This is a genomic window from Paraburkholderia sp. J94, assembly GCF_905220285.1.
Classification (GTDB): domain Bacteria; phylum Pseudomonadota; class Gammaproteobacteria; order Burkholderiales; family Burkholderiaceae; genus Paraburkholderia; species Paraburkholderia tropica_A.
On the sequence record NZ_CAJMZH010000014.1, the window covers coordinates 181123 to 206991 of the forward strand.

At 67.9% G+C, this 25869-nt stretch carries 23 protein-coding genes; 16 read left to right on the plus strand and 7 right to left on the minus strand.

Features of this window, described 5'->3' with window-relative positions; translation table 11 throughout:
• The first annotated feature begins 41 nt into the window (after positions 1–41).
• The 3 genes from U4Y88_RS27575 (at position 42) to U4Y88_RS27585 (ending at position 3362) form a co-directional block, all read left to right on the plus strand.
• Entirely contained in the window at positions 42–1073 is a 1032-nt protein-coding gene (locus tag U4Y88_RS27575; protein WP_321787640.1) for an ABC transporter ATP-binding protein, read from the plus strand.
• Positions 1070–2086 (plus strand): peptide ABC transporter ATP-binding protein, encoded by a 1017-nt coding sequence (locus U4Y88_RS27580; protein WP_321787642.1) that lies wholly within the window; start codon positions 1070–1072, stop codon positions 2084–2086. Before U4Y88_RS27575 ends, U4Y88_RS27580 begins: the two co-directional genes overlap by 4 nt.
• 61 nt (positions 2087–2147) lie before the next feature.
• Complete coding sequence (locus tag U4Y88_RS27585) at positions 2148–3362, plus strand: TraB/GumN family protein (protein WP_321787691.1); 1215 nt, start codon at positions 2148–2150, stop codon at positions 3360–3362.
• Here the strand turns inward: U4Y88_RS27585 and U4Y88_RS27590 are convergent.
• Positions 3343–5577: a tetratricopeptide repeat protein gene (locus U4Y88_RS27590; protein WP_321787643.1), complete on the minus strand. Its 2235-nt coding sequence runs from the start codon at positions 5575–5577 to the stop codon at positions 3343–3345. The two genes, U4Y88_RS27585 and U4Y88_RS27590, sit on opposite strands and share 20 nt — an antisense overlap.
• Positions 5578–5869: 292 nt before the next feature.
• Between U4Y88_RS27590 and U4Y88_RS27595 the strand changes: the two genes are divergently transcribed.
• Positions 5870–6664, plus strand: a complete 795-nt coding sequence (locus tag U4Y88_RS27595) for a glycosyltransferase family A protein (protein WP_321787645.1) — start codon at positions 5870–5872, stop codon at positions 6662–6664.
• Positions 6665–6711: 47 nt separating this feature from the next.
• Here U4Y88_RS27595 and pxpA read toward each other — a convergent pair whose 3' ends face one another.
• The 3 genes from pxpA to pxpB form a co-directional block, all read right to left on the minus strand.
• Positions 6712–7464 carry a 5-oxoprolinase subunit PxpA gene (gene pxpA, locus U4Y88_RS27600; protein ID WP_310632914.1) on the minus strand — a complete coding sequence of 251 codons (753 nt, stop codon included), beginning with the start codon at positions 7462–7464 and terminating at the stop codon, positions 6712–6714.
• A 117-nt stretch (positions 7465–7581) separates the two neighbouring features.
• Positions 7582–8655: a biotin-dependent carboxyltransferase family protein gene (locus tag U4Y88_RS27605; RefSeq protein WP_321787647.1), complete on the minus strand. Its 1074-nt coding sequence runs from the start codon at positions 8653–8655 to the stop codon at positions 7582–7584.
• On the minus strand, positions 8652–9362 hold the full coding sequence (gene pxpB, locus U4Y88_RS27610; protein ID WP_321787693.1) for a 5-oxoprolinase subunit PxpB: 711 nt from the start codon (positions 9360–9362) through the stop codon (positions 8652–8654). Before pxpB ends, U4Y88_RS27605 begins: the two co-directional genes overlap by 4 nt.
• A 209-nt stretch (positions 9363–9571) precedes the next feature.
• Here pxpB and U4Y88_RS27615 point away from each other — a divergent pair, with 209 nt between their 5' ends.
• Positions 9572–10084, plus strand: a complete 513-nt coding sequence (locus tag U4Y88_RS27615) for a winged helix DNA-binding protein (RefSeq protein ID WP_321787648.1) — start codon at positions 9572–9574, stop codon at positions 10082–10084.
• An 89-nt stretch (positions 10085–10173) separates the two neighbouring features.
• Here the strand turns inward: U4Y88_RS27615 and U4Y88_RS27620 are convergent, their stop codons facing one another.
• Positions 10174–10836, minus strand: a complete 663-nt coding sequence (locus tag U4Y88_RS27620; RefSeq protein WP_415774508.1) for a 5-formyltetrahydrofolate cyclo-ligase — start codon at positions 10834–10836, stop codon at positions 10174–10176.
• 20 nt (positions 10837–10856) lie between these two features.
• On the opposite strand from U4Y88_RS27620, the gene U4Y88_RS27625 reads away from it, so the two are divergent.
• The 4 genes from U4Y88_RS27625 to U4Y88_RS27640 all read left to right on the plus strand — a co-directional run bounded on the left by U4Y88_RS27625 (position 10857) and on the right by U4Y88_RS27640 (position 15897).
• Positions 10857–12830, plus strand: coding sequence for a lytic transglycosylase domain-containing protein (locus U4Y88_RS27625; protein ID WP_224015794.1), 1974 nt, complete (start codon positions 10857–10859; stop codon positions 12828–12830).
• A 104-nt stretch (positions 12831–12934) separates the two neighbouring features.
• Positions 12935–13891: a complex I NDUFA9 subunit family protein gene (locus U4Y88_RS27630; RefSeq protein WP_310632917.1), complete on the plus strand. Its 957-nt coding sequence runs from the start codon at positions 12935–12937 to the stop codon at positions 13889–13891.
• An 81-nt stretch (positions 13892–13972) separates the two neighbouring features.
• Entirely contained in the window at positions 13973–14629 is a 657-nt protein-coding gene (locus tag U4Y88_RS27635) for a glutathione S-transferase family protein (RefSeq protein WP_321787650.1), read from the plus strand.
• Positions 14626–15897: a multifunctional CCA addition/repair protein gene (locus U4Y88_RS27640; protein ID WP_321787652.1), complete on the plus strand. Its 1272-nt coding sequence runs from the start codon at positions 14626–14628 to the stop codon at positions 15895–15897. The genes U4Y88_RS27635 and U4Y88_RS27640 overlap by 4 nt, the downstream gene beginning before the upstream one ends.
• Positions 15898–15980: 83 nt before the next feature.
• Here U4Y88_RS27640 and U4Y88_RS27645 read toward each other — a convergent pair whose 3' ends face one another.
• Positions 15981–16175 (minus strand): DUF2905 domain-containing protein, encoded by a 195-nt coding sequence (locus U4Y88_RS27645; protein ID WP_224015803.1) that lies wholly within the window; start codon positions 16173–16175, stop codon positions 15981–15983.
• Between the two features lie 25 nt (positions 16176–16200).
• Positions 16201–17412, minus strand: a complete 1212-nt coding sequence (locus U4Y88_RS27650; protein ID WP_321787654.1) for a class I SAM-dependent methyltransferase — start codon at positions 17410–17412, stop codon at positions 16201–16203.
• Positions 17413–17425: 13 nt separating this feature from the next.
• Between U4Y88_RS27650 and U4Y88_RS27655 the strand changes: the two genes are divergently transcribed.
• The 7 genes from U4Y88_RS27655 (at position 17426) to U4Y88_RS27685 (ending at position 25852) form a co-directional block, all read left to right on the plus strand.
• On the plus strand, positions 17426–18289 hold the full coding sequence (locus U4Y88_RS27655; protein WP_310632921.1) for an SDR family oxidoreductase: 864 nt from the start codon (positions 17426–17428) through the stop codon (positions 18287–18289).
• A 276-nt stretch (positions 18290–18565) separates the two neighbouring features.
• Complete coding sequence (locus U4Y88_RS27660) at positions 18566–18961, plus strand: dihydroneopterin aldolase (RefSeq protein ID WP_065061120.1); 396 nt, start codon at positions 18566–18568, stop codon at positions 18959–18961.
• A gap of 3 nt (positions 18962–18964) precedes the next feature.
• Entirely contained in the window at positions 18965–19960 is a 996-nt protein-coding gene (ttcA, locus tag U4Y88_RS27665) for a tRNA 2-thiocytidine(32) synthetase TtcA (RefSeq protein WP_321787657.1), read from the plus strand.
• 253 nt (positions 19961–20213) lie between these two features.
• Positions 20214–21575, plus strand: coding sequence for a bifunctional UDP-N-acetylglucosamine diphosphorylase/glucosamine-1-phosphate N-acetyltransferase GlmU (gene glmU / locus U4Y88_RS27670; protein WP_321787658.1), 1362 nt, complete (start codon positions 20214–20216; stop codon positions 21573–21575).
• 76 nt (positions 21576–21651) lie between these two features.
• Positions 21652–23478, plus strand: coding sequence for a glutamine--fructose-6-phosphate transaminase (isomerizing) (gene glmS, locus U4Y88_RS27675; RefSeq protein WP_321787660.1), 1827 nt, complete (start codon positions 21652–21654; stop codon positions 23476–23478).
• A gap of 145 nt (positions 23479–23623) precedes the next feature.
• The gene (locus U4Y88_RS27680) at positions 23624–25138 is read left to right on the plus strand and encodes a TPM domain-containing protein (RefSeq protein WP_321787696.1); all 1515 of its coding nucleotides are present in this window, start codon (positions 23624–23626) and stop codon (positions 25136–25138) included.
• A gap of 84 nt (positions 25139–25222) precedes the next feature.
• The gene (locus U4Y88_RS27685; RefSeq protein WP_224015819.1) at positions 25223–25852 is read left to right on the plus strand and encodes a LemA family protein; all 630 of its coding nucleotides are present in this window, start codon (positions 25223–25225) and stop codon (positions 25850–25852) included.
• Positions 25853–25869: the final 17 nt, after the last annotated feature.

Consider the following 25869-nt stretch of genomic DNA (forward strand, 5'->3'; position numbering starts at 1 on the left):
GGGGGCGTCAGTCCTCTTGGGGCGGCCCGGCGAGGCCTGACATGACTCAAGAACTTCTATCCATCCGCAATCTGGCCGTGAATTTCAACGGCCTGCCCGCCGTCGACCGCGTGAATCTTTCCGTGGCGCCGGGCGAAGTGCTCGGCATCGTCGGCGAATCGGGTTCGGGCAAGAGCGTGACGATGATGGCGCTGATGGGCCTGATCGACGCGCCCGGCAAGGTCACGGCCGATTCGGTCACCTTCGATGGCCGCGATCTGCTCAACGCGACCGGCAAGGAGCGCCGCCGCATCGTCGGCAAGGACATCGCGATGGTGTTCCAGGACGCGCTTTCGAGCCTGAATCCGAGCTACACGGTCGGCTATCAGATCAAGGAAGTGCTCAAGCTGCACGAAGGCCTGCGCGGCGCGGCGCTGCATCGGCGCGCGCTCGAACTGCTCGACCAGGTGGGCATTCCCGACGCGAAGAACCGCATCGACAACTTCCCGCACCAGATGTCGGGCGGCATGAACCAGCGCGTGATGATCGCGATGGCCGTGGCCTGCAATCCGAAGCTGCTGATCGCCGACGAGCCCACCACGGCGCTCGACGTGACGATCCAGGCGCAGATCATGGAACTGCTCGTGCGTCTGCAGAAGGAGCGCGGCATGGCGCTCGTGCTGATCTCGCACGATCTGGCCGTGGTCTCCGAAGTCGCGCAGCGCGTGGCCGTGATGTACGCGGGCGAGATCATCGAGACCAATCGCGTGCCGGACATCTTCGCGCGTCCGCATCATCCTTACACGGAGGCGCTGCTCGCGGCGATTCCCGAGCACAACCAGGGCGCGGCGCGCCTCGCCGCGCTGGCGGGCATGGTGCCGGGCCGCGACGATCGTCCGAGCGGCTGTCTGTTCGCGCCGCGCTGCAAGTACGTGATCGACGACTGCAACAAGGCGCGCCCCGCGCTCGCCGAACTCGTCGATCTCGCCAGCGAAAGCGGCGGCTGCGCGCGCGTGCGCTGCATCAAGCCGCTGAACGTGCAGGGCAAGATGGCGGGTCAGGCAGTGAACCCCACGAACGGAGGCGCGCGATGAACGCAGTCCAGAAACCCGCGCCCGACGACAAGGTGCTCGTCGCCGAGGATCTCAAGAAGCATTACAGCGTGAAGCGCGGCATGTTCGGCACGGGCACCGTGAAGGCGCTCAACGGCGTGTCGTTCTCGCTCACGCGCGGGCGCACGCTCGCGGTGGTGGGCGAGTCGGGCTGCGGCAAGTCCACGCTCGCGCGCCAGCTCACGATGATCGAGCCGCCCACCTCGGGCAAGCTCACGATCGACGGCGAGGACGTGGCCAGCGCGAGCCGCGAGAAGATCGCCGCGCTGCGCCGCCGCGTGCAGATGGTGTTCCAGAACCCGTTCGCCTCGCTCAATCCGCGCAAGACCGTCGAGCAGACGCTCGGTGAGCCGCTGGCGATCAACACCAAGCTCACCGCCGCCGAACGCGCGGACCGCATCGCGCACATGATGCGCATCGTCGGCTTGCGGCCCGAGCACGCCAAGCGCTATCCGCATATGTTCTCGGGCGGGCAGCGTCAGCGTGTGGCGATCGCGCGCGCGATGATTCTCGATCCGCAGATCGTGGTCGCCGACGAGCCGGTGTCGGCGCTCGACGTGTCGATCCAGGCGCAGATTCTCAATCTGTTCATGGATCTGCAGGAGCAGTTCCGCACCAGCTATGTGTTCATTTCGCACAATCTGGCGGTGGTCGAGCACATCGCCGACGACGTGATGGTGATGTACCTCGGCGGCGTGGCGGAACTCGGCGACAAGGCCACGGTGATCGGGCGGCCGCGCCATCCGTACACGCGCTCGCTGCTGTCGGCCACGCCCGCGATCTTCGAGGCGGACCGCCGCGTGAAGATCAAACTGGAGGGCGAACTGCCGTCGCCGCTCAATCCGCCGTCGGGCTGCACGTTCCATCAGCGCTGCCCTTACGCGATCGAGCGGTGCCGTCAGGAAGTGCCCCAACTTCGCGAAGTTGATGGGCGTCAGGTATCCTGCCATCGTGCGGAAGAGGTGGGGGAAATGGATGGGAGCAGTTCGGCCTGATGAGGCAGCGGCGCGCCATGGTGCGCGCTGCGTGCATTCAGACGGCTGCTCCGCCATGTCGATGACGACGCGCGCGCGCTGGCAGGTGCGCGCGCAGTGGCTGGCGAGGAGGGCTCGCGCGGGTTTGCGGATGGTTTTTCGCTCGGAGTGGTGGGGTGCGGGTCCGATGTCCGGGCTGCGCGCGCCCTGGCGGGGTCTCGCGCGTGCGGCGATGGGCGCGGCGCTGGCGTTGGCGGTCGTGCTCGGCACTTACGCGGGCGACGCGCTCGCGGCGGGCGCCGCCGCCAATACGCCTGGCGCGCGTCCGCCTGTTCCGGGTATTCCGGCCACGTCCGGCTCGCGCCTGCCTTCGGGCGGCGGCCTGCCCGGCTTCCATTCGCCGCCCGCCGTGCCCAGCTACGCCTCGGGCACCACCGCCGGCGGCCCGGTGCGCACCCGGCCCGCGCGCATGCCGTTCTATGTCGCCACGCGCGGCACCACCACCATCTATCTGCTCGGCACGCTCCACGTGGGCGATCCGGTCGACTATCCGCCCGGCCAACCGTTCCGCGCGCCCATTCTCGCGGCGCTCAACGCGTCGCCGACGCTCGCGCTGGAGCTGTCTCCCGACGATCTGCTGGTCTCGCAGGACGACGTCTCGAAATACGGCGTCTGCCGCAAACCCTGTCTCGAACAACTGCTGCCCGAGCCGCTGTGGATGAAGCTGGCGGCGCGCATGCGCGGCAATCCCGAGGCGCTCGCCGAGATGCGCAAGATGAAACCGTGGCTCGCCTCGCTGCTGGTGGAAACCTACGATTCGCTGAGCGCGGGCCTGCAAACCGAATACGGCACCGAGGCGCAATTGCAGAACGTGTTCCTGCGCCTGAAGGGGCGGCGCATCGTCGGGCTGGAGACGCTGTCCGAGCAGATGCGCGCGTTCACGAACCTGAACCTCGCGCAGCAGCGCGAAATGCTGGCGCAGGATCTCGCGCAGACGCCCGCGCAGAACGTGGCCGACGTGCAGACGCTGCTGCGCCTCTGGCGCGTGGGCGACGCCGATGCCATCGCCGCCTGGGAAGCCGCGCGCACTGAAAAGCTCTCGCACGACTGGCGCGTGGCGGCGTCGGTGGACAACCGCATCGTCTACGAGCGCAACCGGCGCTTCGTCGTGCGCATGCAGCAGTACGCGGCGCCGAACAAGCCGCTGTTCGTGGCGATCGGCGCGCTGCATCTGGGCGGGCGCAAAGGGGTGCTGCAGTTGCTGCGCCAGCGCGGTTTCACGGTCGATCCGGGGTGAGTTTGGGCGGGCGGGATGGAGCGTCGGCCTTGTCCACTTTGTCTGCGTCGTCCGTTCGGTCCATCTGGTCGACGAGATCGGGCGATGCCGTCGTTTCGCGCGCGTCGGTGACTTCGCTGACGGCGGGGCGCACGCGCTTCGGTTTTCTCCGTGGCTTCGGCGGCGTGGCGGCGGGCGCGTTCTCCGCGATCTCCGGTTCAAGCTTCGGCGCGGCCGCCCGTGTCTTCGCGCCCACCCGCGTGCGTGCCGATGGCGCGGCGGCGAGCGCGTCGCGGACCTCGTCGATGGCGTCGCGCCAGTCGCCCACCTCACGCTGGCGGAACAGCCGCGCCGTGGGATACCACGGCGAATCGGCGCGATGTTCGAGCCAGCGCCACTCGCCGTTCGCGGGCACCAGCACCCAGACCGGCTTGCCGAGCGCGCCCGCCAGATGCGCGATCGACGTATCCACGGCGATCACGAGATCGAGATTCATGATGAGCGCCGCCGTATCGGCGAAATCGTGCAGATCGGCGCTGAAATCGTGGATCACGACCTGCGCCCCGGCATCGGAGAGATCGGTGGCATCGGCGAGTTGGGCGCGCGCCGCCTCGCCCTTCTGCAGCGAGAACCAGCTGATGCGCTCCAGCGCGAACCACTCACGCAGCGCGGCGAGCGGCACCGAGCGGTTGCGGTCGTTGTAGAAGTCGGGATTGCCCGCCCAGACGAGCCCGACGTAGCGATGCCCGGCGGGCTTGCGCGCCGTGGCGGCCTTTCCCTTCTGCGCGGGCATTGCCCCGCCCGCGCGCCGCGCGAGATCGGCCTGCATGGCCGCCAGCACACGCGGTTGCCAGGCCGCGATTTCCGTCTCGCGCGCGAACAGATACGGCACCGTGGCCGGAATCGTCTCGAGCGTCGTGCCGACCACGGGCGGCACGCTCATCATGTAGATCCAGTAGTCGTAGCCGCCCGAAGGCGCGCCCGACCACGCGCGATGCACGCCCGGCGCCGACTGCGCGAGCCACAGCAGCGCGCGCGGCACGCAGACGTCCACGCTCGCGCCGCGCGCGGCGATCTCGGCGGCGTAGCGCACGAACTGGATCTGGTCGCCGAAACCCTGTTCGTGGACCAGCAGCACGCGCTTGCCCGCCAGCGGCTCGCCGCGCCATTCGGGCATGCCTTCGACGTCGAACAGCGCGTAGTCGGCGGCGCGCCAGCGTCGCGCATAGGACGCCCAGCCTTCCCGGTACTCGCCGCGCTTGAGCTTGAGCCAGACGAGGTTCTGCTGCGCGTCGGCGTGGTCGGGATCGAGTTCCAGCGCGCGCAGATAGTACGGCTCCTCCTCGTCGTTGCGGCCCTGCGCGCCCAGCGCCGAGCCGAGGCAGACGAGGTTGGCCGGATTCGGCGCCAGCGCCACCGCATGGCGATAGCACTTTTCGGCGCTGCGGTAGTCGCCCGTTCGCCCGAGCAGCGTGCCGAGGTTCACCCACGCCGCCGCGTAAGCCGGATCGAGTTCGAGCGCGCGCAGAAAACTGGCGACGGCCGCCTGTTCGTCGCCGTGCGCGTTCAGGGCATTGGCCAGATTGAAGTGGATGCCCGCGTCGCCGGGCGCGAGCGCCAGCGCCGCGCGATAGCAGGCGAGCGCCTCGCCGTGGCGGCCGAGCGCGGCGAGCGTGCTGCCGAGATTCACGTGGGCGTCGGTGTAGTGCGGCGCGAGCGCGAGCGCGGCACGGCCATGTTCGACCGCGCCCGCGAGATCGCCCTGATCGCGCAGCGCGAGCGCGAGATGACTGTGCGCCTCGGCGAACGACGGTTCGAGCCGCAGCGCCTCGTGCAGGCTGCGCACGGCCTCGGCGGTCTCGCCCAGCGCGCGTGCCGCGAGCGCGCGGTTGCTCCAGCAGATCGCGTCGCCGCTGGCGCAGGCGAGCGCGCGGTCCATCAGCAGCAGCGCGCCGCGATGGTCGCCGAGTTGATGACGCGCGACGCCCCAGTAATGCAGCGCCGCCGCGTGCGTGGCGTCTTGCGCGACGAGCGCCATGTAGAGCGACTGTGCGGTGTCGAGATGCCCGGCGCGGTGCGCGTCGAGCGCGGCGGCGAGGCGGGCGTGGGCATCGGCATGTGCGTCGGGATGTGCGTCGGCATGTGCGTCGGCGTGCGGTGGCGCGGCGGCGGAGGTTTGCGGAGCAGCATCGTGGGCGTGGGCGGACGGCCAGGCGTCGGGATCGGGCGGGAGCATGGGAAATAGGGGCGGCGTGGCCACGGCGGCGCGAACCCGTGGACGAACCGTGAACTTGAAGGGAGGAACCGAACAAGTTAGCGGTCCGACCCCGTTGCGACGATCAGAAAATTCCCAAACCGACGCGGCGAACCGTCAAAAATCGTCGCTGCCCGGAGGCACATCGCGATCGGTTCGAGCGCGATTCAGGAGCGAATCTGGATCAAACGCCCGCCCATGCTTTCGTCGGAATCCGATATCGACGCCGCAGCCGCGCCCCTACGATGAGCCTTTCATCTGCGGAGAGCCCATCATGTCGACTCTTTCGGACGCCGGGCGCACCGCGCCGCTCGTCAGCGTCATCACGCCCACGTGGGCGCGCGAGGCCATGCTGCCGTTCGCGTATCGCCAGTTCGCGCAGCAGGATCTCGGGCAAGACAGCGGCTGCGAATGGATCGTGATCGACGACAGCGACACGCCGAGCGCTTTCCTCCAGCAGCTCGACGATGCGCGCGTCGTCTATCGACATCTGCCTCGGCGCATGAGCATCGGCGAGAAGCGCAATCTCGCGGTGCAGCTCGCGCGCGCCGACGTCATCGCCCATTTCGACGACGACGAGTACTACGCGCCGCACTATCTGCGCACGATGCTCGGCCAGATGCGCGCGCAGGACGCCGATTTCGTGAAGCTCGGCGCGTTCTTTCTCTACAGCCGCGTGTATGGCTGCTACGGCTGGTGGGATCTGCTGAAGAAAAGCGGGCTGCATTTCAAGTGGAGCGCGCAGCCGATGGCGGCGCTCAACTTTCCCGACGAGCACCGCGCGTTCGCCGACAATCAGCTCGGCTACGGCTTCAGCTATGTGTATCGCAAGCCGGTCTGGGAAGCGGCGCCGTTCGAGCCGTGTTCGTTCAACGAGGACGCCCTGTTCGCGCAGGCCGCGCTCGCGCGCGGCGCGAAGTTCGCCCTGCTCGCCGACGACGCCGGCCTGTGCCTGCACGTGCTGCATGCGTACAACACGTCGATGAGCTTTCCGCAGTTCCTGCTGCCCGACGCGCTGGTGGCGCGGCATTTTCCCGATTTCACGCGCTTCGTCGCGACGCTGCCGTAGCGGCGTCGCGATGTCGCGATATCGTGATGTTCTGGCTTCGTGGCGGGTCAGGCGTGTGCGCCCGCCGCGCGCACGCCGATGCCCGCCTCGTCGAGCGCCGCGCGGATGCGCCGCGCGAATTCGAGCGCGTGAGGCCCGTCGCCGTGCAGGCAGATGGTCTGCGCGTTGAGCGGCACCCACGCGCCGTCGACGGCCTGCACGCGCTGCTCGCGGATCATCGCGAGCGTGCGCGCGAGCACGGCGTCCTGGTCGTCGAGCAGGGCGCCCGGCTCGCTGCGCGGCACGAGCGAGCCGTCGGCGCGATAGCCGCGGTCGGCGAACACTTCCTCGACCGCCACGAGGCCCGTTTCCCGCGCGGCCGCCACCAGCCCGCTGCCCGCGAGCGCGAACACCGTCACCGACGGATCGAAGTCGTGCACGGCGGAGACGATCGCGTCGGCGATCTTCGCGTCGCGCGCGGCCTGGTTATAGAGCGCGCCATGCGGCTTGACGTGCGCGATGCGGCCGCCTTCGGCCTGTGCAATCGCCGACAGCGCGCCGAGCTGATAGAGCACGCCCGCGTAGATCTCCTCGGCGGGCAGGTCCATTTCCTTGCGGCCGAAATTCTCGGGGTCGTTGAAGCTCGGGTGCGCGCCGATCGACACGCCTTTCTCCACGGCCCAGCGCACGCATTCGCGCATGGCGTTGGCGCCGCCCGCGTGCCAGCCGCACGCGATATTGGCCGAGCTTACGAGGTCGAGCAGCGCCTCGTCGGCGCCGCAGCCTTCGCCGAGGTCGGCGTTCAGATCGATGGTCGTCATGGTGGTTCTCTCCGTGTTGCCTCACGTCCGCGTCGCGCGCGGGCGTGTCGTTGCCTGTGTTGCGTGTTATTGCCGGTTACCGCGTGATGCCACGTCGTGCCGATATCGCTGCGCGCCTCAACGCCCCGCCGCCGCGCGCTTGCGGCTCGCATAGCGTTCTTCCTGCATGCCGATGGCGGCGTCGATCTGGCGCAGATACGCGCGCGCCTCTTCGAGCGCGTGGCGCGCCACCGCAGGCGTCGCCTCGACGAAGCGCACGCCCGCCGTCAGCCGCACCTGCGCGAGCTTCCACAAATCGGCGCGGATCACGGCGCCGATCCGCGGATAGCCGCCCGTGGTCTGCGCGTCGCTCATCAGCACGATGGGCTGGCCGTTGGGCGGCACCTGGATCGTGCCGGGCAGCACGGCGTGCGAGAGCAGGGCGCCGCCCGCGTCGGGCGCGGCGCGCGCGAGCGGCGTGCCGTCGAGCCGGTAGCCCATGCGGTTGCTGTTGGGCGTCACCTGCCATTCGTCGGACCAGAACGCGCGCTGCGACTCGGGCGCAAAGCTCGCGTATTCGGGGCCGGGCAGCACGCGCACGGGCACGGCCCAGAGCACGCCGTCGGGATGGCGGCCGCGCCGGTGATGCGGCTCGTCCACGTGAACGAAGTTGCACAGCGTCGGCGCCTTCACACCGAACGGCGGCGCGTCGGGGCCGAGCGAGGCGCGCTCGCCGCCCGGCGCGAACGAGGCGCCCGAGGCGAGCCGGTCGCCGTCCTTGAGCGCGCGGCCCGCGAGCCCGCCGAAACCGGCGGCGAGATCGGTGCTGCGCGAGCCGAGCATCGGCAGCACGTCGATGCCGCCCGCCACGCACACATACGCGCGCATGCCGCGTTTCGCGCCGTTCAGCACGAGCGTTTCGCCGGCCGCGACCGGCAGGCTCCACCACGACCAGACGGGCTTGTCGCCGAGCGTCGCGCCGAAGTCGGTGCCGGTGATGGCGACGCGCGTCGCGCGTGCGAAGCGCAGCGCGACCGGGCCGAAGGTGATTTCGAGCCCCGCCGCGTCGGGGCGGTTGCCGACCAGCCGGTTGCCCACTTCGAGCGCGAGCGTGTCGAGTGCGCCGCCCGTCGCGACGCCCAGATGGCGGTAGCCGGGGCGGCCCAGATCCTGGACCGTGGTGAGGCGGCCCGCGCGCAGGACTTCGATCATGCGAGGACCTCCGCGATCGTGAAACGCACGCGGTCGCCGGGCAGCAGCAGCGTGGGCGGCTGGCGCGCGGGATCGAACAGCGCGAGCGCGGTGCGGCCGATCAGTTGCCAGCCGCCGGGCGATTGCGCCGGATAGATGCCCGTCTGCTCGCCGCCGATGCCGACCGAACCGGCGGGCACGGCCAGACGCGGTTCGGCGCGGCGCGGCGTGTGCAGCGCCGCGTCGAGGCCGCCGAGATAGGCGAAGCCCGGCTGGAAGCCGAGAAAGAACACCGTGTAGACGCCCGCCGCGTGGCGCCGCGCGACCTCTTCGGGCGCGAGGCCCGTATGGCGCGCGACCTCGACGAGATCGGGGCCTGCCGCGCCGCCGTAGCTCACCGGAATCTCGATGTCGCGGCCTTCGGGCTGCGCGTGAGCGGCGTCGTGGCTGTCGGCGCTGTCGTTGGCGGTTTCGTCGGCGCTGTCGTCGCTGTCGGCGGCGCGCCACGCGGCTTCGAGCGCGGCGGCGAGCGCGGCGGCATCGGCGTCGAGCGCATCGAAGGCGATCGTCAGGTTGTTCATGCCGGGCACGACTTCGCGCACGGCGGCCCAGCCGCGCGCCTGCGCGGCCACGGCCCAGATGCGGCGCTGAACTTCCAGCGTGGCGGGCGGCGGCGCTTCGCAGACGAGCGCCTCGTCGCCGAGAAAGTAGATGCGTGGAACGGGTATGCGCATGGTGTCGGGAAGTGGAGGGCGAAGCGGCCGCGCGTCGGCGCAAGGCTGGGCGCGAGAGAAGCGGGCGGCGCCCGGCGGCCGTTTTAGTCAGGTTACATTCTCGATAAATTATCGACAAATTCTCAACAAGCGTTTGTGCCAGGCGCGTCGCGCACGGACCGCCTCTACACTGGCGCCACCACTGTCACGCCGGGACTCCCGCCATGCCGCGCCAGCCGACCAGGATCGTTTCGTCCGAACATCTCGTTTCCGCGACGAGCGCCGAACTCTCCGAACTCGAGTACGCGCTCATCATGGCCAGCAACGCGTTCAGCCGCTGGATGGTGCGCTGCATGTCGGCGGCGGGCGCCAAGGATATGACGCCGATCGAGGTGTCGCTGCTGCATCACGTCGGCCATCGCGACCGGCGCAAGAAGCTCGCCGATATCTGCTTCGTGCTCAATATCGAGGATACGCACGTCGCCACCTATGCGCTGAAGAAGCTCGTCGCGCGCGGCTACGTGGCGAGCGAGAAAAGCGGCAAGGAAGTGTTCTTCGCGGTGACGCCCGAGGGGCGCGAGCTGTGCCTGCGCTATCGCGACGTGCGCGAAAGCTGCCTGATCGCCACGCTCAAGGAAAGCGGCCTGTCCAACGCGCAGATCGGCGATGCCGCGCAGCTGATGCGCAACGCGTCCGGGCTCTACGACACGGCGGCGCGCGCGGCGGCTTCGCTTTGAGCCGATGAGTCGATGAGTCGATAACCCGGCGATCAGGACGATCGGGACGATCGGATCGATCGCGGCGACGGGAACGATGCGCGCAGGCTTCAGCCTTCGGCGACCCGACGCGCAACCGGTTGTGCGTCGTGCTTCTCGTCGTGATTTTCGCCGCGATGCGCGAGATGCGCGCCCGTCTCGGTGACCACGGCGTCGAGCGGCAGATCGTGCGCTTCCGGCTCGAGCACGCCGTCGTCGATGCGGCACGCTTCGTACGCGAGGCCCACGGTGTACGGCGGCTGCGCGCCGGGCCACGCGGCGAGCGTGCGGTCGTAATAGCCGCCGCCATAGCCGAGCCGATAACCCGCGCGGTCGAAGCCCACGCACGGCACCAGGAGCAGGTCGGGCACGACGGCGATCGGCTGCGCCGGTTCGGGGATGCCGTGATGCCCTTCGCGCATCGGCGCGTCGGGCGTCCAGGCGTAGAAATGCAGCGGCGTATGGCGCTCGGGAATCGCGGGCAGCGCAGCGCTTCGCGAGGTGTCGGCGGCGAGCCACGTGGCGATCCACGCGCGCGCGTCGAACTCGCCCGACAGCGGCCAGTAAAAGCCGATCGAACGCGGCGCGAGACGCGCGATCAGCGCATCGAGATGCCCCGTCAGAGCAACGCTTACAGTGGCGTCCGAAGACGCCGCCAGGCGTGCTGCGCGCAGCTTTAGGCGCCAGTCCTTTTTGGCTTCCGCAAGGGGCTTGCGTGCTATGCTTGGGTTCACCTCGCGCTCCAGAAATAACGATGTCCAAACGCCTTGTTCGAGTATATCGCGTGGTCGGTCTCGCACTGACCGCCGCGGCACTCGTCGCGTGCAGCACGGCCGACGCCGTGCGGCCCGTCGCCCTGCCCATCGGGGCGACTCTCACGCCCGACGACCAGACTTTCATCCAGCTTCGCGAAGCCGCGCGCAACAACGATCCGGCGCGCGCCGCGCAACTCGCCGCGATGATCCCGGACTATCCGGCGCCGTCGTATCTCGAGTACTTCCAGCTCAAGCCGCAGTTGTTCGATTCGCAGGGCCACGCGCGCGTGGACGCGCCCGACGCGCCCGTGCTGTCGTTCCTGCAACGCCACGACGGCGAGGCCATCGGCGACCGCATGCGCAACGACTATCTGCTCGTGCTGGGCGCGCGTCACGACTGGGCGAACTTCGACAAGCAATACCCGCGCTTCGTCCTCAACGACGACACGCAGGTGAAGTGCTACGCGCTGGAGTCGCGCGCGGCACGCGGCGAGAACGTCGCCGACGACGCGCGCGCGCTGCTCACCGAGCCGCGCTATTACGGCGACGGCTGCGTCGACCTCATCACCGCGCTCGCCATCAAGAACCAGTTCTCGACCGACGACGTCTGGCAGCAGATCCGTCTCGCCTACGAGCAGAACCAGACCACCACCGGCTCGAAGCTGCTCGACGCGCTCGCGCAGCGTCCCGACCCCACGGCGTTCAGCCAGGCGATCAGCACGCCGCCGCTCACGCTCGCACGCGGTGTCGGCGCCGACCCGCAATCGCATCAGCTCGCGCTGCTCGCCGTCACGGTGATGGCGCGCAACGATCCGGCCATGACGGCGGCCACCTACGCGGCCGTCGCGCCCTCGCTCACCTCGCCCGAACGCGCGATCGGCTGGGGCACGATCGGCTATCAGGCGGCGCTCAAGCGCATGCCGGGCGCGCTCGACTGGTATCGCCTTTCCGCCAACGCGCCGCTTTCGAGCCCGGCTTACGAATGGCGCACGCGCGCCGCGCTGCTCGGCGGCGACTGGACCATGGTGCGCTGGTCGATCGAGCAGATGCCGGCCGCGCTGCGCGCGCAGCCGTCGTGGGTCTACTGGCACGCACGCGCGCTCAAGCAGGCGGGCGAGACCGGCCAGGCGAGCCAGGAATTCGCTTCCATTTCGCAGGGCTATAACTTCTACGGCCAGCTCGCCACCGAGGAACTCGGCCAGAAGATCACCATTCCGCCGAAGACCACGGTCAGCGACGCCGAAGTCGCGCAGGCCGGCCAGACGCCGGGCTTCGCGCTTGCGCAGCGTTTCTACGCGCTGAATCTGCGTCTCGAAGGCAATCGCGAATGGAACTGGCCGCTGCGCGGCATGAACGACCGTCAGCTGCTCGCGGCCGCCGAATACGCGAAACGCATCCAGCTGCTCGACCGCACCGTGAACACGGCCGACCGCACGCAAAGCGAGCACGACTTCTCGCTGCGCTACCTCGCGCCGTTCCGCGACGTGGTGGAGCGCGACGCGCAGACCAATGGCCTCGACGTCGAATGGGCCTACGGTTTGATCCGTCAGGAATCGCGCTTCATCCTCAACGCGAAGTCGGGCGTGGGCGCGAGCGGCCTGATGCAGATCATGCCCGCCACGGCGCAGATGGTCGCCAAGAAGATCGGCATCGGCCCGCTTTCGCGCGATCAGCTCGACGACCTGGACACCAATATCCTGCTCGGAACGAACTATTTGTCGATGATTTACAATCAGTTCGACGGTTCCGCCGTGCTCGCCACCGCGGGCTACAACGCGGGACCGGGACGCCCGCGCCAGTGGCGTTCCACCTTGCAGGGCGGCGTCGAAGGCGCCATCTTCGCGGAAACCATTCCGTTCCAGGAAACCCGCGATTACGTGAAAAACGTGTTGTCCAACACGGTCTACTACGCGGCGCTGTTCGAGGGCCGTCCGCAATCGCTGAAGGCGCGTCTCGGCTACATTTCGCCGTAAGCGCCACGCGGCGCGTTCCGCTCGCACGCGGGCCGCGCCGCCTCGCCAGCCGTCTCCCGCGGACCTCCCCACGCCTCGCCGCCGTCTGCACGAGGAGGTCGAAGATGAGACATCAAGCCATCGCGGTCATCGGCGGTTCGGGATTCATCGGCAGCCACCTCGTCAACGCGCTCGTCGAGGCCGGCAAGACCGTGCGCGTGGCCACCCGGCGCCGCGCCAACGCCCGCCATCTCACCCTGTTGCCCATCGACGTGCTCGAAACCGACGTGAGCGATCCCGTCGCGCTCGCGGGCTTTCTCGAAGGCGCGGACGCCGCCATCAATCTCGTCGGCACGCTCAACGGCGGCCACGGCACGCCTTACGGCGCGGGCTTCGCGAAGCTCCACGTCGATCTCCCCACCAAGATCGTCGCCGCCTGCGAGAGCAAGGGCGTGCACCGGCTCATCCACCTGAGCGCGCTGGGCGCCGATCCGCGCGGCCCGAGCATGTATCTGCGCTCGAAGGGCGACGGTGAAAAGGCCGTGCACGCGTCCACGTCGCTGGCCTCCACGATCTTCCGCCCGTCGGTCGTGTTCGGTCCCGAGGACAGCTTTCTCAACCGTTTCGCCGTGCTGCAAAAACTCTTTCCGATGATCCCGCTGGGCATGCCGGATGCGAAGTTTCAACCGGTGTTTGTCGGCGACGTGTCGAAGGCGATCGTGAATGTGCTCGATCTCGACGCCGCGAGCGGGCACACTTACGAACTCGGCGGCCCGACCGTCTACACGCTCGAACAGCTCGTGCAGTACTGCGGCGAGGCGATCGGCAAGCACGCGCGCATCGTGCGGCTGCCCGACGCGTTCGCGCGTTTGCAGGCGTTCTCGTTCGAATTCGCGCCGGGCGAGCCGGTGCTCACGCGCGACAATCTCGATTCGATGAAAGTCGACAGCGTGCTGAGCGGTCCGCTCGCGCCCGAACTGGGTGTCGAGCCCGCGAGCATCGAAACGATCGCGCCGCTCTATCTCGCCGACGCCTCGCTGCGCTCGCGCCTGAACATCTTCCGCGCCAGCGCGGGACGATAAACCGGCGAGCCGGACGCGGCGCACGAGATTCCAGGCACGGCGAAAAGCGCGGCGTCCCTCAACATTTTTGCGATGGTCATCATGAAGCTCGTAATCGGAGACAAGAACTACTCGTCGTGGTCGATGCGCCCCTGGGTGCTGATGACGCATTTCGGCCTGCCGTTCGACGAGGTGCTGATCGAGCTCGATCAGCCGGGCACGAAGGACGCGATTCTGGCGTTCTCGTCGTCGGGCAAGGTGCCGTGCCTCGTCACCGACGACGGCGTGGCGGTGTGGGATTCGCTCGCGATCGCCGAAACGCTCGCCGAGCGTTTTCCGCAGCACGCGATGTGGCCGCGCGACGCGAACGTGCGCGCGCAGGCGCGCAGCGTGAGCGCTGAAATGCACTCGGGCTTCGGCGAACTGCGCACGCACATGCCGATGTCGATCCGCACGATCAAGCCGGGTGCGGGCGCGACGCCCGGCGCGCTCGCCGATATCGCGCGCGTCGATGCGCTCTGGAACGCCTGCCTCGACGCGAGCGGCGGCCCGTTCCTGTTCGGCGAATTCAGCATCGCCGACGCGATGTACGCGCCCGTGGTGATGCGCTTCAACAGCTACCAGCCGACGCTTTCGCCGCAGGCCGCCGCCTACGCGCAACGCGTCACGGCGCTGCCCGCCGTGGCCGCGTGGATCGACGCCGCGCGCCGCGAGACGCATCGCATCGGCCACGACGAACTCGACGATTCCGCAGCATGAAGATTTATGTCGTAGGCGGCGCGATCCGCGACGAGATGCTCGGCCTGCCGGTGCGCGACCGCGATTACGTCGTGGTCGGCGCAACGCCGGAGCAGATGGCCGCGCAAGGTTATCGTCCCGTCGGCAAGGACTTTCCGGTGTTTCTGCATCCGCAGACCCAGGAGGAGTACGCGCTCGCGCGCACCGAGCGCAAGACGGCGGCGGGCTATCACGGCTTCCAGTTCTTCTACGCGCCCGACGTGACGCTCGAAGAGGATCTCGCGCGGCGCGATCTCACGATCAACGCGATGGCGCGCGAGGTGCAGCCGGGCGGCGTGATGACCGGGCCGGTCGTCGATCCGTTCGGCGGCGCGAACGATCTGCGCGCGCGCGTGTTCCGTCATGTCAGCGATGCGTTTCTCGAAGATCCCGTGCGCATCCTGCGCGTGGCGCGCTTTGCCGCGCGTTTCGCCGATTTCACCGTCGCGCCCGAGACCATGACGCTGATGCGCGAGATGGTGAACTCGGGCGAGGTCGATGCGCTCGTGCCCGAACGCGTCTGGCAGGAAGTCTCGCGCGGGCTGATGGAAGCGAAGCCGTCGCGCATGTTCGAAGTGCTGCGCGAATGCGGCGCGCTCGCGCGCGTGCTGCCCGAAGTCGATGCGCTCTGGGGCGTGCCGCAGCGCGCCGACTATCACCCCGAAGTCGACACCGGCGTGCACGTGATGATGGTGATCGACCACGCGGCCGTGCAGGGCTACGCGCTGCCGGTGCGCTTCGCGGCGCTCACGCACGATCTCGGCAAGGCAACCACGCCCGAGGATGTGTTGCCGCGCCATATCGGCCATGAAGGACGCAGCGTCGATCTGCTCAAGCCACTTTGCGACCGGCTGCGCGTGCCGAACGATTGCCGCGATCTCGCGGTGCTCGTCGCGCGCGAGCATGGCAACGTGCATCGCGTGATGGATATGGGCGCGGCTGCGCTCGTGCGGCTGTTCGAGCGCAGCGACGCGCTGCGCAAGCCCGCGCGTTTCGCCGAAGCGTTGCAGGCCTGCGAGTCGGATCTGCGCGGACGCCTGAACTGGGAGAACGCGCCGTATCCGCAGGCCGAGCGCTTGCGTGTGGCGCTGGTCGCGGCGCGTGGCGTCGATGCGGGCAAGATCGCCGGGGAAGTGACGGCGGCGGCTCAGGCGCACGGCAAGAGCGGCACGTCCGTGGCGGAGAAGATCAAGGACGCCGTGCACCGCGCGCGTGTCGATGCGGTGGAGAGTGCGCTCGCGGCGGCTTGAGTCTCGATCGACGCTTGCGGGAACGAAAAACGGCGCACGTGTGCGCCGTTTTTTATAGGGCGGCGCGCGCCCGCTTCATCGCCTCAAAGCGCGCGCACGAGAAACGACAGCGCCATCGACAGCACCAGCGTCGACATGAACGGCAGCGGATACTCGCGGCCGAAAATCCGCAGCGTGACGTCGCCGGGCAACCGGCCGATGCCGAGCTTGCGCAGCCAGGGCTGGGCGCTCGACAGAATCGCGACGGCGATGAAGGTGGTCAGAAACCAGCGGATCATGTCGGGGCCGTGAGTGTAGAGAGGATCAGAGCGTGTGGCTGCGGTCGCCGCGCGCGAACGCCGCGAGGGTCGAGTCGATGCCGCACGAGAACGCGATCACCTTGAACAGCTCGCCCATCTCCGCTTCGGAAACGAGTTTCTGCACCGCGTTCGCCGCGGGCATGAAGCGCACGACGTCGCTCGGGTCGATTTCGCCGAGCACGTCGGTGATGCCCGCGTTCATCAGAAAACGCGCCTGCGAGGTGTAGCCGAGCAGGTCCGCGCCGGTTTCCACGCCCGCCTGCGCGATGCCGGTGAATTCGACGTGCGCCGTGATGTCCTGCAAGCCGGGGTAGAGGAACGGATCGCCGTGCGCGCGGTGGCGGTAGTGGCACATCAGCGTGCCTTGCACGCGCTGCGGGTGGTAGTACTCGCCAGCCGGAAAGCCGTAGTCGATGAAGAACGCCGCGCCGCGCGCGAGCATCGCGCAGACCGTGCGCGTGAAGGCGAGCGCCGCTTCGTGCGTTTCCGCGACGTAATCCTCGCTGCCGTCGATCTGCGCGAGCACGCTGCCCGGCACGCTTGCGGCCCAGTCCGCGTCGCCGCTGTGCGCGGGGCGGTCGGAGAACACGAAGGCGCCGGCGTCGTTCACGGCCACGCCGCGTTCGTGCCAGACGGCGTCCTTGCGCGCGAAGAGGCGCACGGGCATGGCGTCGAGCACCTCGTTGCCGATCACCACGCCTTCGAAGCTCTCGGGCAGCGCGTCGAGCCAGCGCACGCGCTCCGCCAGATGCGGCGCGAGCTTCGCGATGGTTTCGCGTTGACGCTCGCGCAATTCGCCCGACAGATCGACGATGGCGTAGGAATCGAAGCGCACGTTCAGCGCTTCGAGCGAGAGCATCACGCCCGCCGCGAGACGGCCCGTGCCCGCGCCGAATTCCATCAGCGCGTGCGTGCCGCTTTTGTCGAGCGCTTCGGCGACAGCGCGCGCGAGCGTAGCCGAAAAGAGCGGCGACATCTCGGGCGCGGTTACGAAGTCGCTGCCGTCGTCGGCGAGCAGGCCGAATTTGCGCGCGCCTCCGCTGTAATAGCCGAGGCCCGGCGCGTAGAGCACGCGCTCCATGTAGCGGTCGAACGGCAGCCAGCCGCCCGCTGCGGCGAGTTCGGCGCGCAAGGTCGCGGCGAGCGCCTCGGACTGCGCGAGCGCGATCGGCTCGGGAACAGGTAAACTAGCGGGTTCGTGAGCTTTCGGATTCATCCCGGCATTGTAAATGAGCGCAACTTCCGGCATCGGCGCGCCTGAACGCGGCGCAGCGCAGACCGCGCATTCCGCTTCCGACCCCGCTAATACCGCTGCGCCCGCGCGCGTGGTGCTGGTGACGGGCGGCGCGCGGCGCATCGGCCGGGCGTTCTCGCTGGGTTTCGCGGCGCACGGCTGGGACGTAGCGGTGCATTACGGCGACTCGCGCGAGGAAGCCGACGAAGTGGTCGCGGAAATCCGCGCACTGGGCCGTCGCGCGATCGCGCTGCACGCCGATCTGGCGAACGAGGCGCAGGTGGCGCGACTCGTGCCCGATTGCACGGCCGCGCTCGGCAGGCCATCCTGTGTGCTGAACAACGCCTCGCGTTTCAGCGAGGACACGGCGCGCGACGTCGGCTACGAAAAGCTGCTGCAACTCATGTCGATCAACGTGGGCGCGCCGCTCGTGCTGGCGCGCACGCTCTGGGAGGCCACGCCCGATGCCGCGGAGCACGACGAAGCGCTGCGCGCGTGCGTCATCAACGTGCTCGACCAGAAGCTGTACAACATGAATCCGGATTACCTGTCGTACACGCTGACGAAGGCCGCGCTCGCGAACGCCACCGTCGCGCTGGCCCAGGCGCTCGCGCCGAAGGTCCGCGTGGCGGGGCTCGCGCCCGGTCTCACGCTGCAGTCCGGCGATCAGTCGCCGGCAGGTTTCGAGGCGGCGCACAAGGTGACGCCGCTGGGCCGTGCGTCGCGGCCCGAGGATCTGATCGACGCCGCGCTGTATCTCGCGCAGGCGCGCGGCGTGACCGGCACGACGCTCGTCGTCGACGGCGGCCAGCATCTCGTGCCGCTGCCGCGCGACGTGATGTTTTTGACGGGCGCCTGAGCGCGCTGATGCGGGTCCGAAGACCCACGCGCCCGCTGGCGTTCGCGAAAAACCGGTCGCGGGCGCAACATGAATGCTCGGCACTGAAAAGCAACTAACTGCAAGACATTGCCGCGCGCCCGAAACGTTTTATCGCGGCCTTTTCCGCCTCGTCGCACCGCTCGCCCGAGCGCCCCGACAGTCTGGCAGAAGGACCGCGCGAATCTGACTGACCCGCATGGCGCAGCGCGCCTGCGCAGGTGCCTGAAACGCACGCTTTTATCGACTGGAACGAACATGTCCGCCGTACTCCTGCATCCCCGGCTCGCCGACTGCCGCCGGCTCTTTCTGCGCAACTACGAAGTCAACATCAACATCGGCGTGCATGACTTCGAAAAACGCGGCGAACAGCGCGTCGTGATCAACGTCGATCTGTACGTGCCGCTCGCGTCGACCACGCCGCGCGAAGACAAGCTGCGCGAAGTCGTCGATTACGACTACATGCGCGCGACGGTCGCGGCGCGCATCGGCCAGGGGCATATCCATCTGCAGGAAACCCTCGTCGACGACCTCGCCGCCGCGCTGCTCGCGCACGAGCAGGTGCGCGCGGTGCGCGTGTCGACCGAAAAGCCCGACGTCTATCCGGACTGCGACGCGGTGGGCGTCGAAGTCTTTCGCATCAAAGAGGACTGAGCCATGAACGCACCCGAAACGCTGCCCGTGGATCAGAACCAGGCTGAAGCGCCCGAAGTCGATACACCCGAAGCCGGCGGCCGCCAGGCGCTGACCAAACGCGAGCAGAAAGAAGCCTACGAGAACAACAAGCTCTACAAGCGCATCGTGCGCCAGGTCGGCCAGGCGATCGGCGACTACAACATGATCGAGGACGGCGACAAGGTCATGGTCTGCCTGTCCGGCGGCAAGGACAGCTACGCCATGCTCGACGTGCTGATGCGCCTGCGCGAGCGCGCGCCGATCGACTTCGAGATCGTCGCGGTGAATCTCGACCAGAAGCAGCCGGGCTTCCCGGAACACATCCTGCCCGCGTATCTCGACAAGATCGGCGTGCCGTATCACATCGAGAACCAGGACACGTACAGCATCGTCAAGCGCCTCGTGCCCGAGGGCAAGACCACGTGCTCGCTGTGCTCGCGCCTGCGCCGCGGCATTCTCTACCGCGTGGCGGGCGAACTGGGCGCGACCAAGATCGCGCTCGGCCACCATCGCGACGACATCCTGCAAACGCTGCTGCTGAACATGTTCTACGGCGGCAAGCTCAAGGGCATGCCGCCCAAGCTGCAATCGGACGACGGCAAGAACATCGTGATCCGCCCGCTCGCCTACGTGAAGGAAGTCGATCTGGAAAAGTACGCGGAACTGCGCGAATTCCCGATCATTCCGTGCAATCTGTGCGGCAGCCAGCCGAACCTCAAGCGCGCCGAAATGAAGGCGCTGATCCGCGACTGGGACAAGCGTTTCCCGGGCCGCATCGAGAACATGTTCAATGCGCTCGGCAACGTCGTGCCCTCGCATCTGATGGACGCCTCGCTGTTCGGCTTCAAGGATCTGCGCGCGACCGGCGTCGAGGACCCGAACGGCGACATCGCCTTCGACGAAGAACCGTGCTCGACCGACACGCCCGCGTCCAGCGAAGGCGCGACGCTCAAGTTCACGCCGCTCGACGATCTCTGATCGACGCGCGTTCAGAATGAATGCGATGCGCAATGCGCATCCGACCCCAGGCGGCCCGACGTGATCTCACGCGGGCCGTTTTTTCGTGCGGCGCAGGCGTGCGCGCGCGACACGGGTTGCATGCGCGCAACGCGCTTGTAAAAGTGTGTGCTAAACACGGGGAATCCGCGCCGAAGGCCTGTCCGCAAGGCGTCCGGCGCATACCCCCCATGCTAGAATCGATCGCTTCATTCCCACTCAAGTCACCGATGCAATGAACATCGTGATCCTCGCGGCAGGCATGGGCAAACGCATGCACTCCGCGCTGCCCAAAGTACTGCATCCGCTGGCTGGCAAGCCGCTTCTCTCGCACGTCATCGATACCGCCCGCACGCTGTCGCCCACGCGACTCGTCGTGGTGATCGGCCATGGCGGCGACGCCGTGCGTGCCGCCGTCGGCGCCCCCGATGTGCAATTCGCGCTGCAGGAACAGCAGCTCGGCACCGGCCACGCGCTCGCGCAGGCGCTGCCGCTGCTCGATCCGTCGGTGCCCACGCTCGTGCTCTACGGCGACGTGCCGCTCACGCGCGCGTCCACGCTCAAGCGCCTGACCGACGCGGCCGGCGCGAACGCCTACGGCATTCTCACCGTCACGCTCGACGACCCGACCGGCTATGGCCGCATCGTGCGCGGCGCGACCGGCGAGGTCGTGCGCATCGTCGAGCAGAAAGACGCCGACGACGACGAACGCCTGATCGACGAGATCAACACCGGCATCGTCGTGACGCCCACGGCGCCGCTCGCGGGCTGGCTCGACGCGCTGAAGAACGACAACGCCCAGGGCGAGTATTACCTGACCGACGTGGTGGAATCCGCGATTGCCGCCGGTCACGCGGTCGTGACCACGCAGCCCGACGCCGAATGGGAAACGCTCGGCGTCAACAGCAAGCAGCAGCTCGCGGTGCTCGAACGCGTCTATCAGCGCAATGCCGCCGACACGCTGCTCGCGGGCGGCGTCACGCTCGCCGACCCGGCGCGCTTCGATCTGCGCGGCACGATCTCGTGCGGCCGCGACGTGTTCATCGACGTGAACTGCGTGTTCGAAGGCACGGTCACCATCGGCGACAACGTGCATATCGGCCCGAACTGCGTGATCCGCGATGCCGAGATCGGCGCGGGCACGCGCGTGGACGCCTACACGCACATCGAAAACGCCACCGTGGGCGCGAAGGCCGTGCTCGGTCCTTACGCGCGTCTGCGTCCGGGCGCGAAGCTCGCCGACGAAGTGCACGTCGGCAACTTCGTCGAAGTGAAGAACGCGAACATCGGCCTCGGCTCGAAGGCGAATCACCTGAGCTACGTGGGCGACGCGGATGTCGGCGCGGGCGTGAACATCGGCGCGGGCACCATCACCTGCAACTACGACGGCGCGAACAAGCATCGCACCGTGATCGAGGACCACGTGTTCGTGGGCTCGGATACGCAGCTCGTCGCGCCCGTGCGCGTGGGCCGCGGCGTGACCATCGCGGCGGGCACCACGGTCTGGAAGGACGTGCCGGCCGACACGCTGGCGCTCAACGAGAAAACCCAGATCGCGAAAACCGGCTACGTTCGTCCGGTGAAGAAAAAAAGCTGAACGGCAGGACACTTCGGGCGCCGCGCCTTGAACACGCGCGCGGCGCCCCGCCTCTCATTGCAAAGGATCGAATTCCATGTGCGGCATCGTCGGCGCGGTAGCGCAACGTAACATCGTCCCCGTTCTTATCGAAGGACTGCGGCGGCTCGAATATCGCGGTTACGACTCGTGCGGCGTGGCCATCGTGACGGCCGAAGGCCCGCAGCGCGTACGCAGCGTCGCGCGCGTGGCCGAGCTCGACGAGCAGGTGCGCGAGGCGCACTTCGAAGGCGTCACGGGCATCGCGCATACGCGCTGGGCCACGCACGGCGCGCCGACCGTCAACAACGCGCACCCGATCTTCTCGCGCAACGCGCTGGCGATCGTGCACAACGGCATCATCGAGAACTACGAAACGCTGCGCGAAACGCTCAAAAGCCAGGGCTACGAGTTCGTCTCGCAGACCGATACCGAAGTCATCGCGCACCTGATTCACAGCCTGTATCGAGGCGATCTGTTCGCCGCCGTGCGCGAAGCCGTGCAGCAGCTCGCGGGCGCGTATGCGATCGGCGTCGTGCACAAGGATCAGCCGCATACGGTCGTGGGCGCGCGCGCGGGTTCGCCGCTCGTGGTCGGCTACGGCAAGGGCGAAAACTTCATCGCGTCCGACGCGCTCGCCATCGCGGGCAGCGCCGAGCGCGTGAGCTACCTCGAAGAAGGCGACGTCTGCGAAATCACGCTCGAAGGCGTGCGCATCGCCGACCGTCAGGGCAACATCGTCACGCGCGAGACGCGCGACGTGCAGGCTTACAGCGGCTACGGCGCCGAGGTCGAACTCGGGCCGTATCGCCATTACATGCAGAAGGAAATCTTCGAGCAGCCGCGCGCGATTTCCGACACGATCCCGGCCGCCGACGCCTTCGATACCGACCTGTTCGGCGAGAACGCGGGCGAGGTGTTCAAGGGCATCGACAGCATCCTGATTCTCGCGTGCGGCACGAGCTATTACGCGGGCCTCACGGCGAAGTACTGGCTCGAATCGGTCGCGAAGATCCGCACCGACGTGGAGATCGCGAGCGAGTATCGTTACCGCGAGTCGGTGCCGAACCCGCGCGCGCTGGTCGTCACGATTTCGCAGTCGGGCGAAACCGCCGACACGCTCGCGGCGCTCAAGCACGCGCAGTCGCTCGGCATGGCGCACACGCTGGCCGTCTGCAACGTCGCGACGAGCGCGATGGTGCGCCTCACCGAACTCAAGTTCCTCACGCACGCGGGCCGCGAAATCGGCGTGGCGTCGACCAAGGCGTTCACCACGCAGCTGGTCGGCCTGTTCATCCTCGCGGTCACGCTCGGCAAGCTGCGCGGCCACGTGAGCGTGGAGCAGGAAGCCGCGTATCTGAAGCTGCTGCGCCATCTGCCCGCCGCGCTCAACGGCGTGCTCGCGCTGGAGCCGCAGATCATCGCGTGGTCGGAGGAGTTCGCGCGCAAGGAAAACGCGCTGTTCCTCGGCCGCGGGCTGCATTACCCGATCGCGCTCGAAGGCGCGCTCAAGCTGAAGGAAATCTCCTACATCCACGCGGAAGCGTATCCGGCGGGCGAACTCAAGCATGGCCCGCTCGCGCTGGTGACGGAAGCAATGCCCGTGGTCACGGTCGCGCCGAACGACGCGCTGCTGGAGAAGCTCAAGTCGAACATGCAGGAAGTGCGTGCGCGCGGCGGCCAGCTCTACGTGTTCGCCGACGCCGACACGCATATCACGAGCGAAGAGGGCATCCACGTGATCCGCATGCCGGAGCACTACGGCCTGCTTTCGCCGATCCTGCACGTGGTGCCGCTGCAGCTGCTCGCGTATCACACGGCCTGCGCGCGTGGCACCGACGTGGACAAGCCGCGCAATCTCGCGAAATCCGTGACGGTGGAATAACGCGCGAGCGGCGGCTGCCGCACTTTGCTGCCTGAGAAGCGCCGGATGAAAATCCGGCGCTTTTTTATTGGTTTTTCGCTTCGTAGAGCGTGAAAACGCTTTGTTGATGCAGTGCGCATAGATCGTTTTCAGCGCGCCGGGTTTGGTGCAGACTGGCGCCAAATCGCTTTCCTCTGACAGATTGGGAAGCGAGCGATCGAGAGGACAAGGCGTCATGATTCGACTGGGATGGCTGGCCGCGCTGCTGATCTGCGTGGCGGCGCACGCGGGCAGCAACGAGGGCGGCAGTGGGGTGGGCAGCAGCGCGGCAGCCGACGGCGACACAAGCGTTGTCGCGAGTGCCGATGCAGGCACCGGCGCCTGCACGCAAGCCTACGCCGCGCCGCTCGTCGATACGGTCCTCAGCGCCGATTCGATCCCGCACCCTCAGGGACGCGTCACCGACCTCACCAGCGCGCTCTCCAGCGCCTGCACGGCCGATCTCACGCGCCGGCTTGCCGCGCTCGAACAGCAGACCGGCGATCAGCTCGCCGTGCTGCTCGTGCCCAGCACCGGCGACGTCAGCATCGAGCAATACGCGACGCAGATTTTCGAGCAATGGAAGCTGGGGCAGAAGAAGGCCGACAACGGCATCCTGCTCGTGGCCGCGCTGCACGATCATCACGTGCGTATCGAAGTGGGCTACGGCCTCGAAGGCACGGTGCCCGATGTGATCGCGGGGCGCATCATCCGCGAGCGGATCGTGCCGGCGTTTCGCGACAACAAGTTCGAAGCCGGCATCAGCGCGGCGGTCGACTCGCTGACGCAACGTCTGACCGATCCCGTGCAGACGGGCGCATCGACGCCCGACGAGACGGCTGATGAATCCGCCGCGAGTTCGATGGCGAATTCCGCGGATTCCGCCCACTCCAACGATTCCGTCGACCCAGCCACCGCCACAGCGCGCACACCGCCGATGTTGGCGCCGCCTTCGCGCTACGACGGACCGCTCTTGTGGTTCGGGCTGGCCTTCGCGAATCTGCTGCTGGGTGTCGTCGGCGGGCGGGTCTACAAAACACGGCGTGCGCAGGCGAAAGCCGATGCCGAAGCAGCCAGCCGCGATCGGGAGCCGAACGATCAGGCAGGCAAAAACGCAACTAACAACATAGGCAAGGAGACGAATAACGGCGGCCGACAACGCCGGCGGCGGCGGGGCTTCGAACTCGACTTCCCAATCTGGCCGTTGGTATCGGGTTTCGTTGCCACCATGCTGTTTCTGATCGTCTGGCTGCCGCCTCGCTCCGACGACCTCAGCTTGCTGCCAATGTTGGGCGCTTGCGTCGGCTTCGTGCCGTGCGCGCTTGGAATCGGCCTCTATCTTTCCAGGCGAGTCCGCAAATGGTCGGCAATCTTCGCGGCCATCTACGCCGTGGTGACGGGCTTCGTGTGCGCAACCGGCGTCGGCTTTGTCCACGCGCTCGGCACCGCGGCGGTCGTCGTGTTGCTCGGATCCATGGCGATCATCTGGATCGCCGCGAAGATCATGGGCGTCGATACGTCGTCGAACTCGTCGTCATCGTGGTCGTGGTTCGGCAAACGCTCCCGCTCGTCGAACGACGATTCCGGCTGGGGCGGTGGTGGCGGTTCGAGCGGCGGCGGCGGCGCTTCGGGCAACTGGTGACACGCGCGCGCAACGCATTCGACGCACGCACAAACGGATTTTTCTCAACTCGCCCGCAACGGGCTTTCGACAGGAATTGAACTCATGAAGTGGCTGCGCATTTTGCTGGCTTGTCTGATCCTCGCACCGCTCGCGGGCTGCGGCTACAACGCGATCCAGTCGTCGGACGAGGATGTGAATGCGGCGTGGTCGGAAGTGCTGAATCAGTATCAGCGTCGCGCCGATCTGGTGCCGAACCTCGCCGCTGCCGTGAAGGGCTACGCCGCGCACGAGCAGAGCGTGCTGACGCAGGTGGCGCAGGCGCGCGCGAGCGTCGGCAGCGTGCAGATGACGCCGCAGATGGCGAAGGATCCGAATGCGCTCGCGGCGTTCGATATGCGGCAGGGCGAGCTGACCAACGCGCTGAGCCGCCTGATGGTGGTGTCGGAGAACTATCCGCAACTGAAGGCGGACAAGCTGTTTCAGGATCTGCAGGTGCAGCTTGAAGGCACGGAGAACCGCATCACCGTGGCGCGCGGCCGCTATATCCTCGCGGTGCAGCAGTACAACGTGCAGATTCGCCAGTTTCCCGGTGTGATCATGGCGAAGGCGTTCGGCTATCAGCCTCGGCCCAACTTCAGCGTCGCGAACGAGCTGGCGATCTCGACCGCGCCGAAGCTCGACTTCTCGTCGCCCGGCGCGCAGCCGCCCGCTTCGCAGGCCGCCGCGCAATAAGCGTCAGCGGCGCCGCG

Coding starts and splice junctions, on each gene's coding strand:
- U4Y88_RS27575 (WP_321787640.1), top strand. CDS start 42: ATGACTCAAGAACTTCTATCCATCCGCAATCTGGCCGTGAATTTCAAC.
- U4Y88_RS27580 (WP_321787642.1), top strand. CDS start 1,070: ATGAACGCAGTCCAGAAACCCGCGCCCGACGACAAGGTGCTCGTCGCC.
- U4Y88_RS27585 (WP_321787691.1), top strand. CDS start 2,148: ATGACGACGCGCGCGCGCTGGCAGGTGCGCGCGCAGTGGCTGGCGAGG.
- U4Y88_RS27590 (WP_321787643.1), bottom strand. CDS start 5,577: ATGCTCCCGCCCGATCCCGACGCCTGGCCGTCCGCCCACGCCCACGAT.
- U4Y88_RS27595 (WP_321787645.1), top strand. CDS start 5,870: ATGTCGACTCTTTCGGACGCCGGGCGCACCGCGCCGCTCGTCAGCGTC.
- pxpA (WP_310632914.1), bottom strand. CDS start 7,464: ATGACGACCATCGATCTGAACGCCGACCTCGGCGAAGGCTGCGGCGCC.
- U4Y88_RS27605 (WP_321787647.1), bottom strand. CDS start 8,655: ATGATCGAAGTCCTGCGCGCGGGCCGCCTCACCACGGTCCAGGATCTG.
- U4Y88_RS27615 (WP_321787648.1), top strand. CDS start 9,572: ATGCCGCGCCAGCCGACCAGGATCGTTTCGTCCGAACATCTCGTTTCC.
- U4Y88_RS27625 (WP_224015794.1), top strand. CDS start 10,857: ATGTCCAAACGCCTTGTTCGAGTATATCGCGTGGTCGGTCTCGCACTG.
- U4Y88_RS27630 (WP_310632917.1), top strand. CDS start 12,935: ATGAGACATCAAGCCATCGCGGTCATCGGCGGTTCGGGATTCATCGGC.
- U4Y88_RS27635 (WP_321787650.1), top strand. CDS start 13,973: ATGAAGCTCGTAATCGGAGACAAGAACTACTCGTCGTGGTCGATGCGC.
- U4Y88_RS27640 (WP_321787652.1), top strand. CDS start 14,626: ATGAAGATTTATGTCGTAGGCGGCGCGATCCGCGACGAGATGCTCGGC.
- U4Y88_RS27645 (WP_224015803.1), bottom strand. CDS start 16,175: ATGATCCGCTGGTTTCTGACCACCTTCATCGCCGTCGCGATTCTGTCG.
- U4Y88_RS27650 (WP_321787654.1), bottom strand. CDS start 17,412: ATGAATCCGAAAGCTCACGAACCCGCTAGTTTACCTGTTCCCGAGCCG.
- U4Y88_RS27655 (WP_310632921.1), top strand. CDS start 17,426: ATGAGCGCAACTTCCGGCATCGGCGCGCCTGAACGCGGCGCAGCGCAG.
- U4Y88_RS27660 (WP_065061120.1), top strand. CDS start 18,566: ATGTCCGCCGTACTCCTGCATCCCCGGCTCGCCGACTGCCGCCGGCTC.
- ttcA (WP_321787657.1), top strand. CDS start 18,965: ATGAACGCACCCGAAACGCTGCCCGTGGATCAGAACCAGGCTGAAGCG.
- glmU (WP_321787658.1), top strand. CDS start 20,214: ATGAACATCGTGATCCTCGCGGCAGGCATGGGCAAACGCATGCACTCC.
- glmS (WP_321787660.1), top strand. CDS start 21,652: ATGTGCGGCATCGTCGGCGCGGTAGCGCAACGTAACATCGTCCCCGTT.
- U4Y88_RS27685 (WP_224015819.1), top strand. CDS start 25,223: ATGAAGTGGCTGCGCATTTTGCTGGCTTGTCTGATCCTCGCACCGCTC.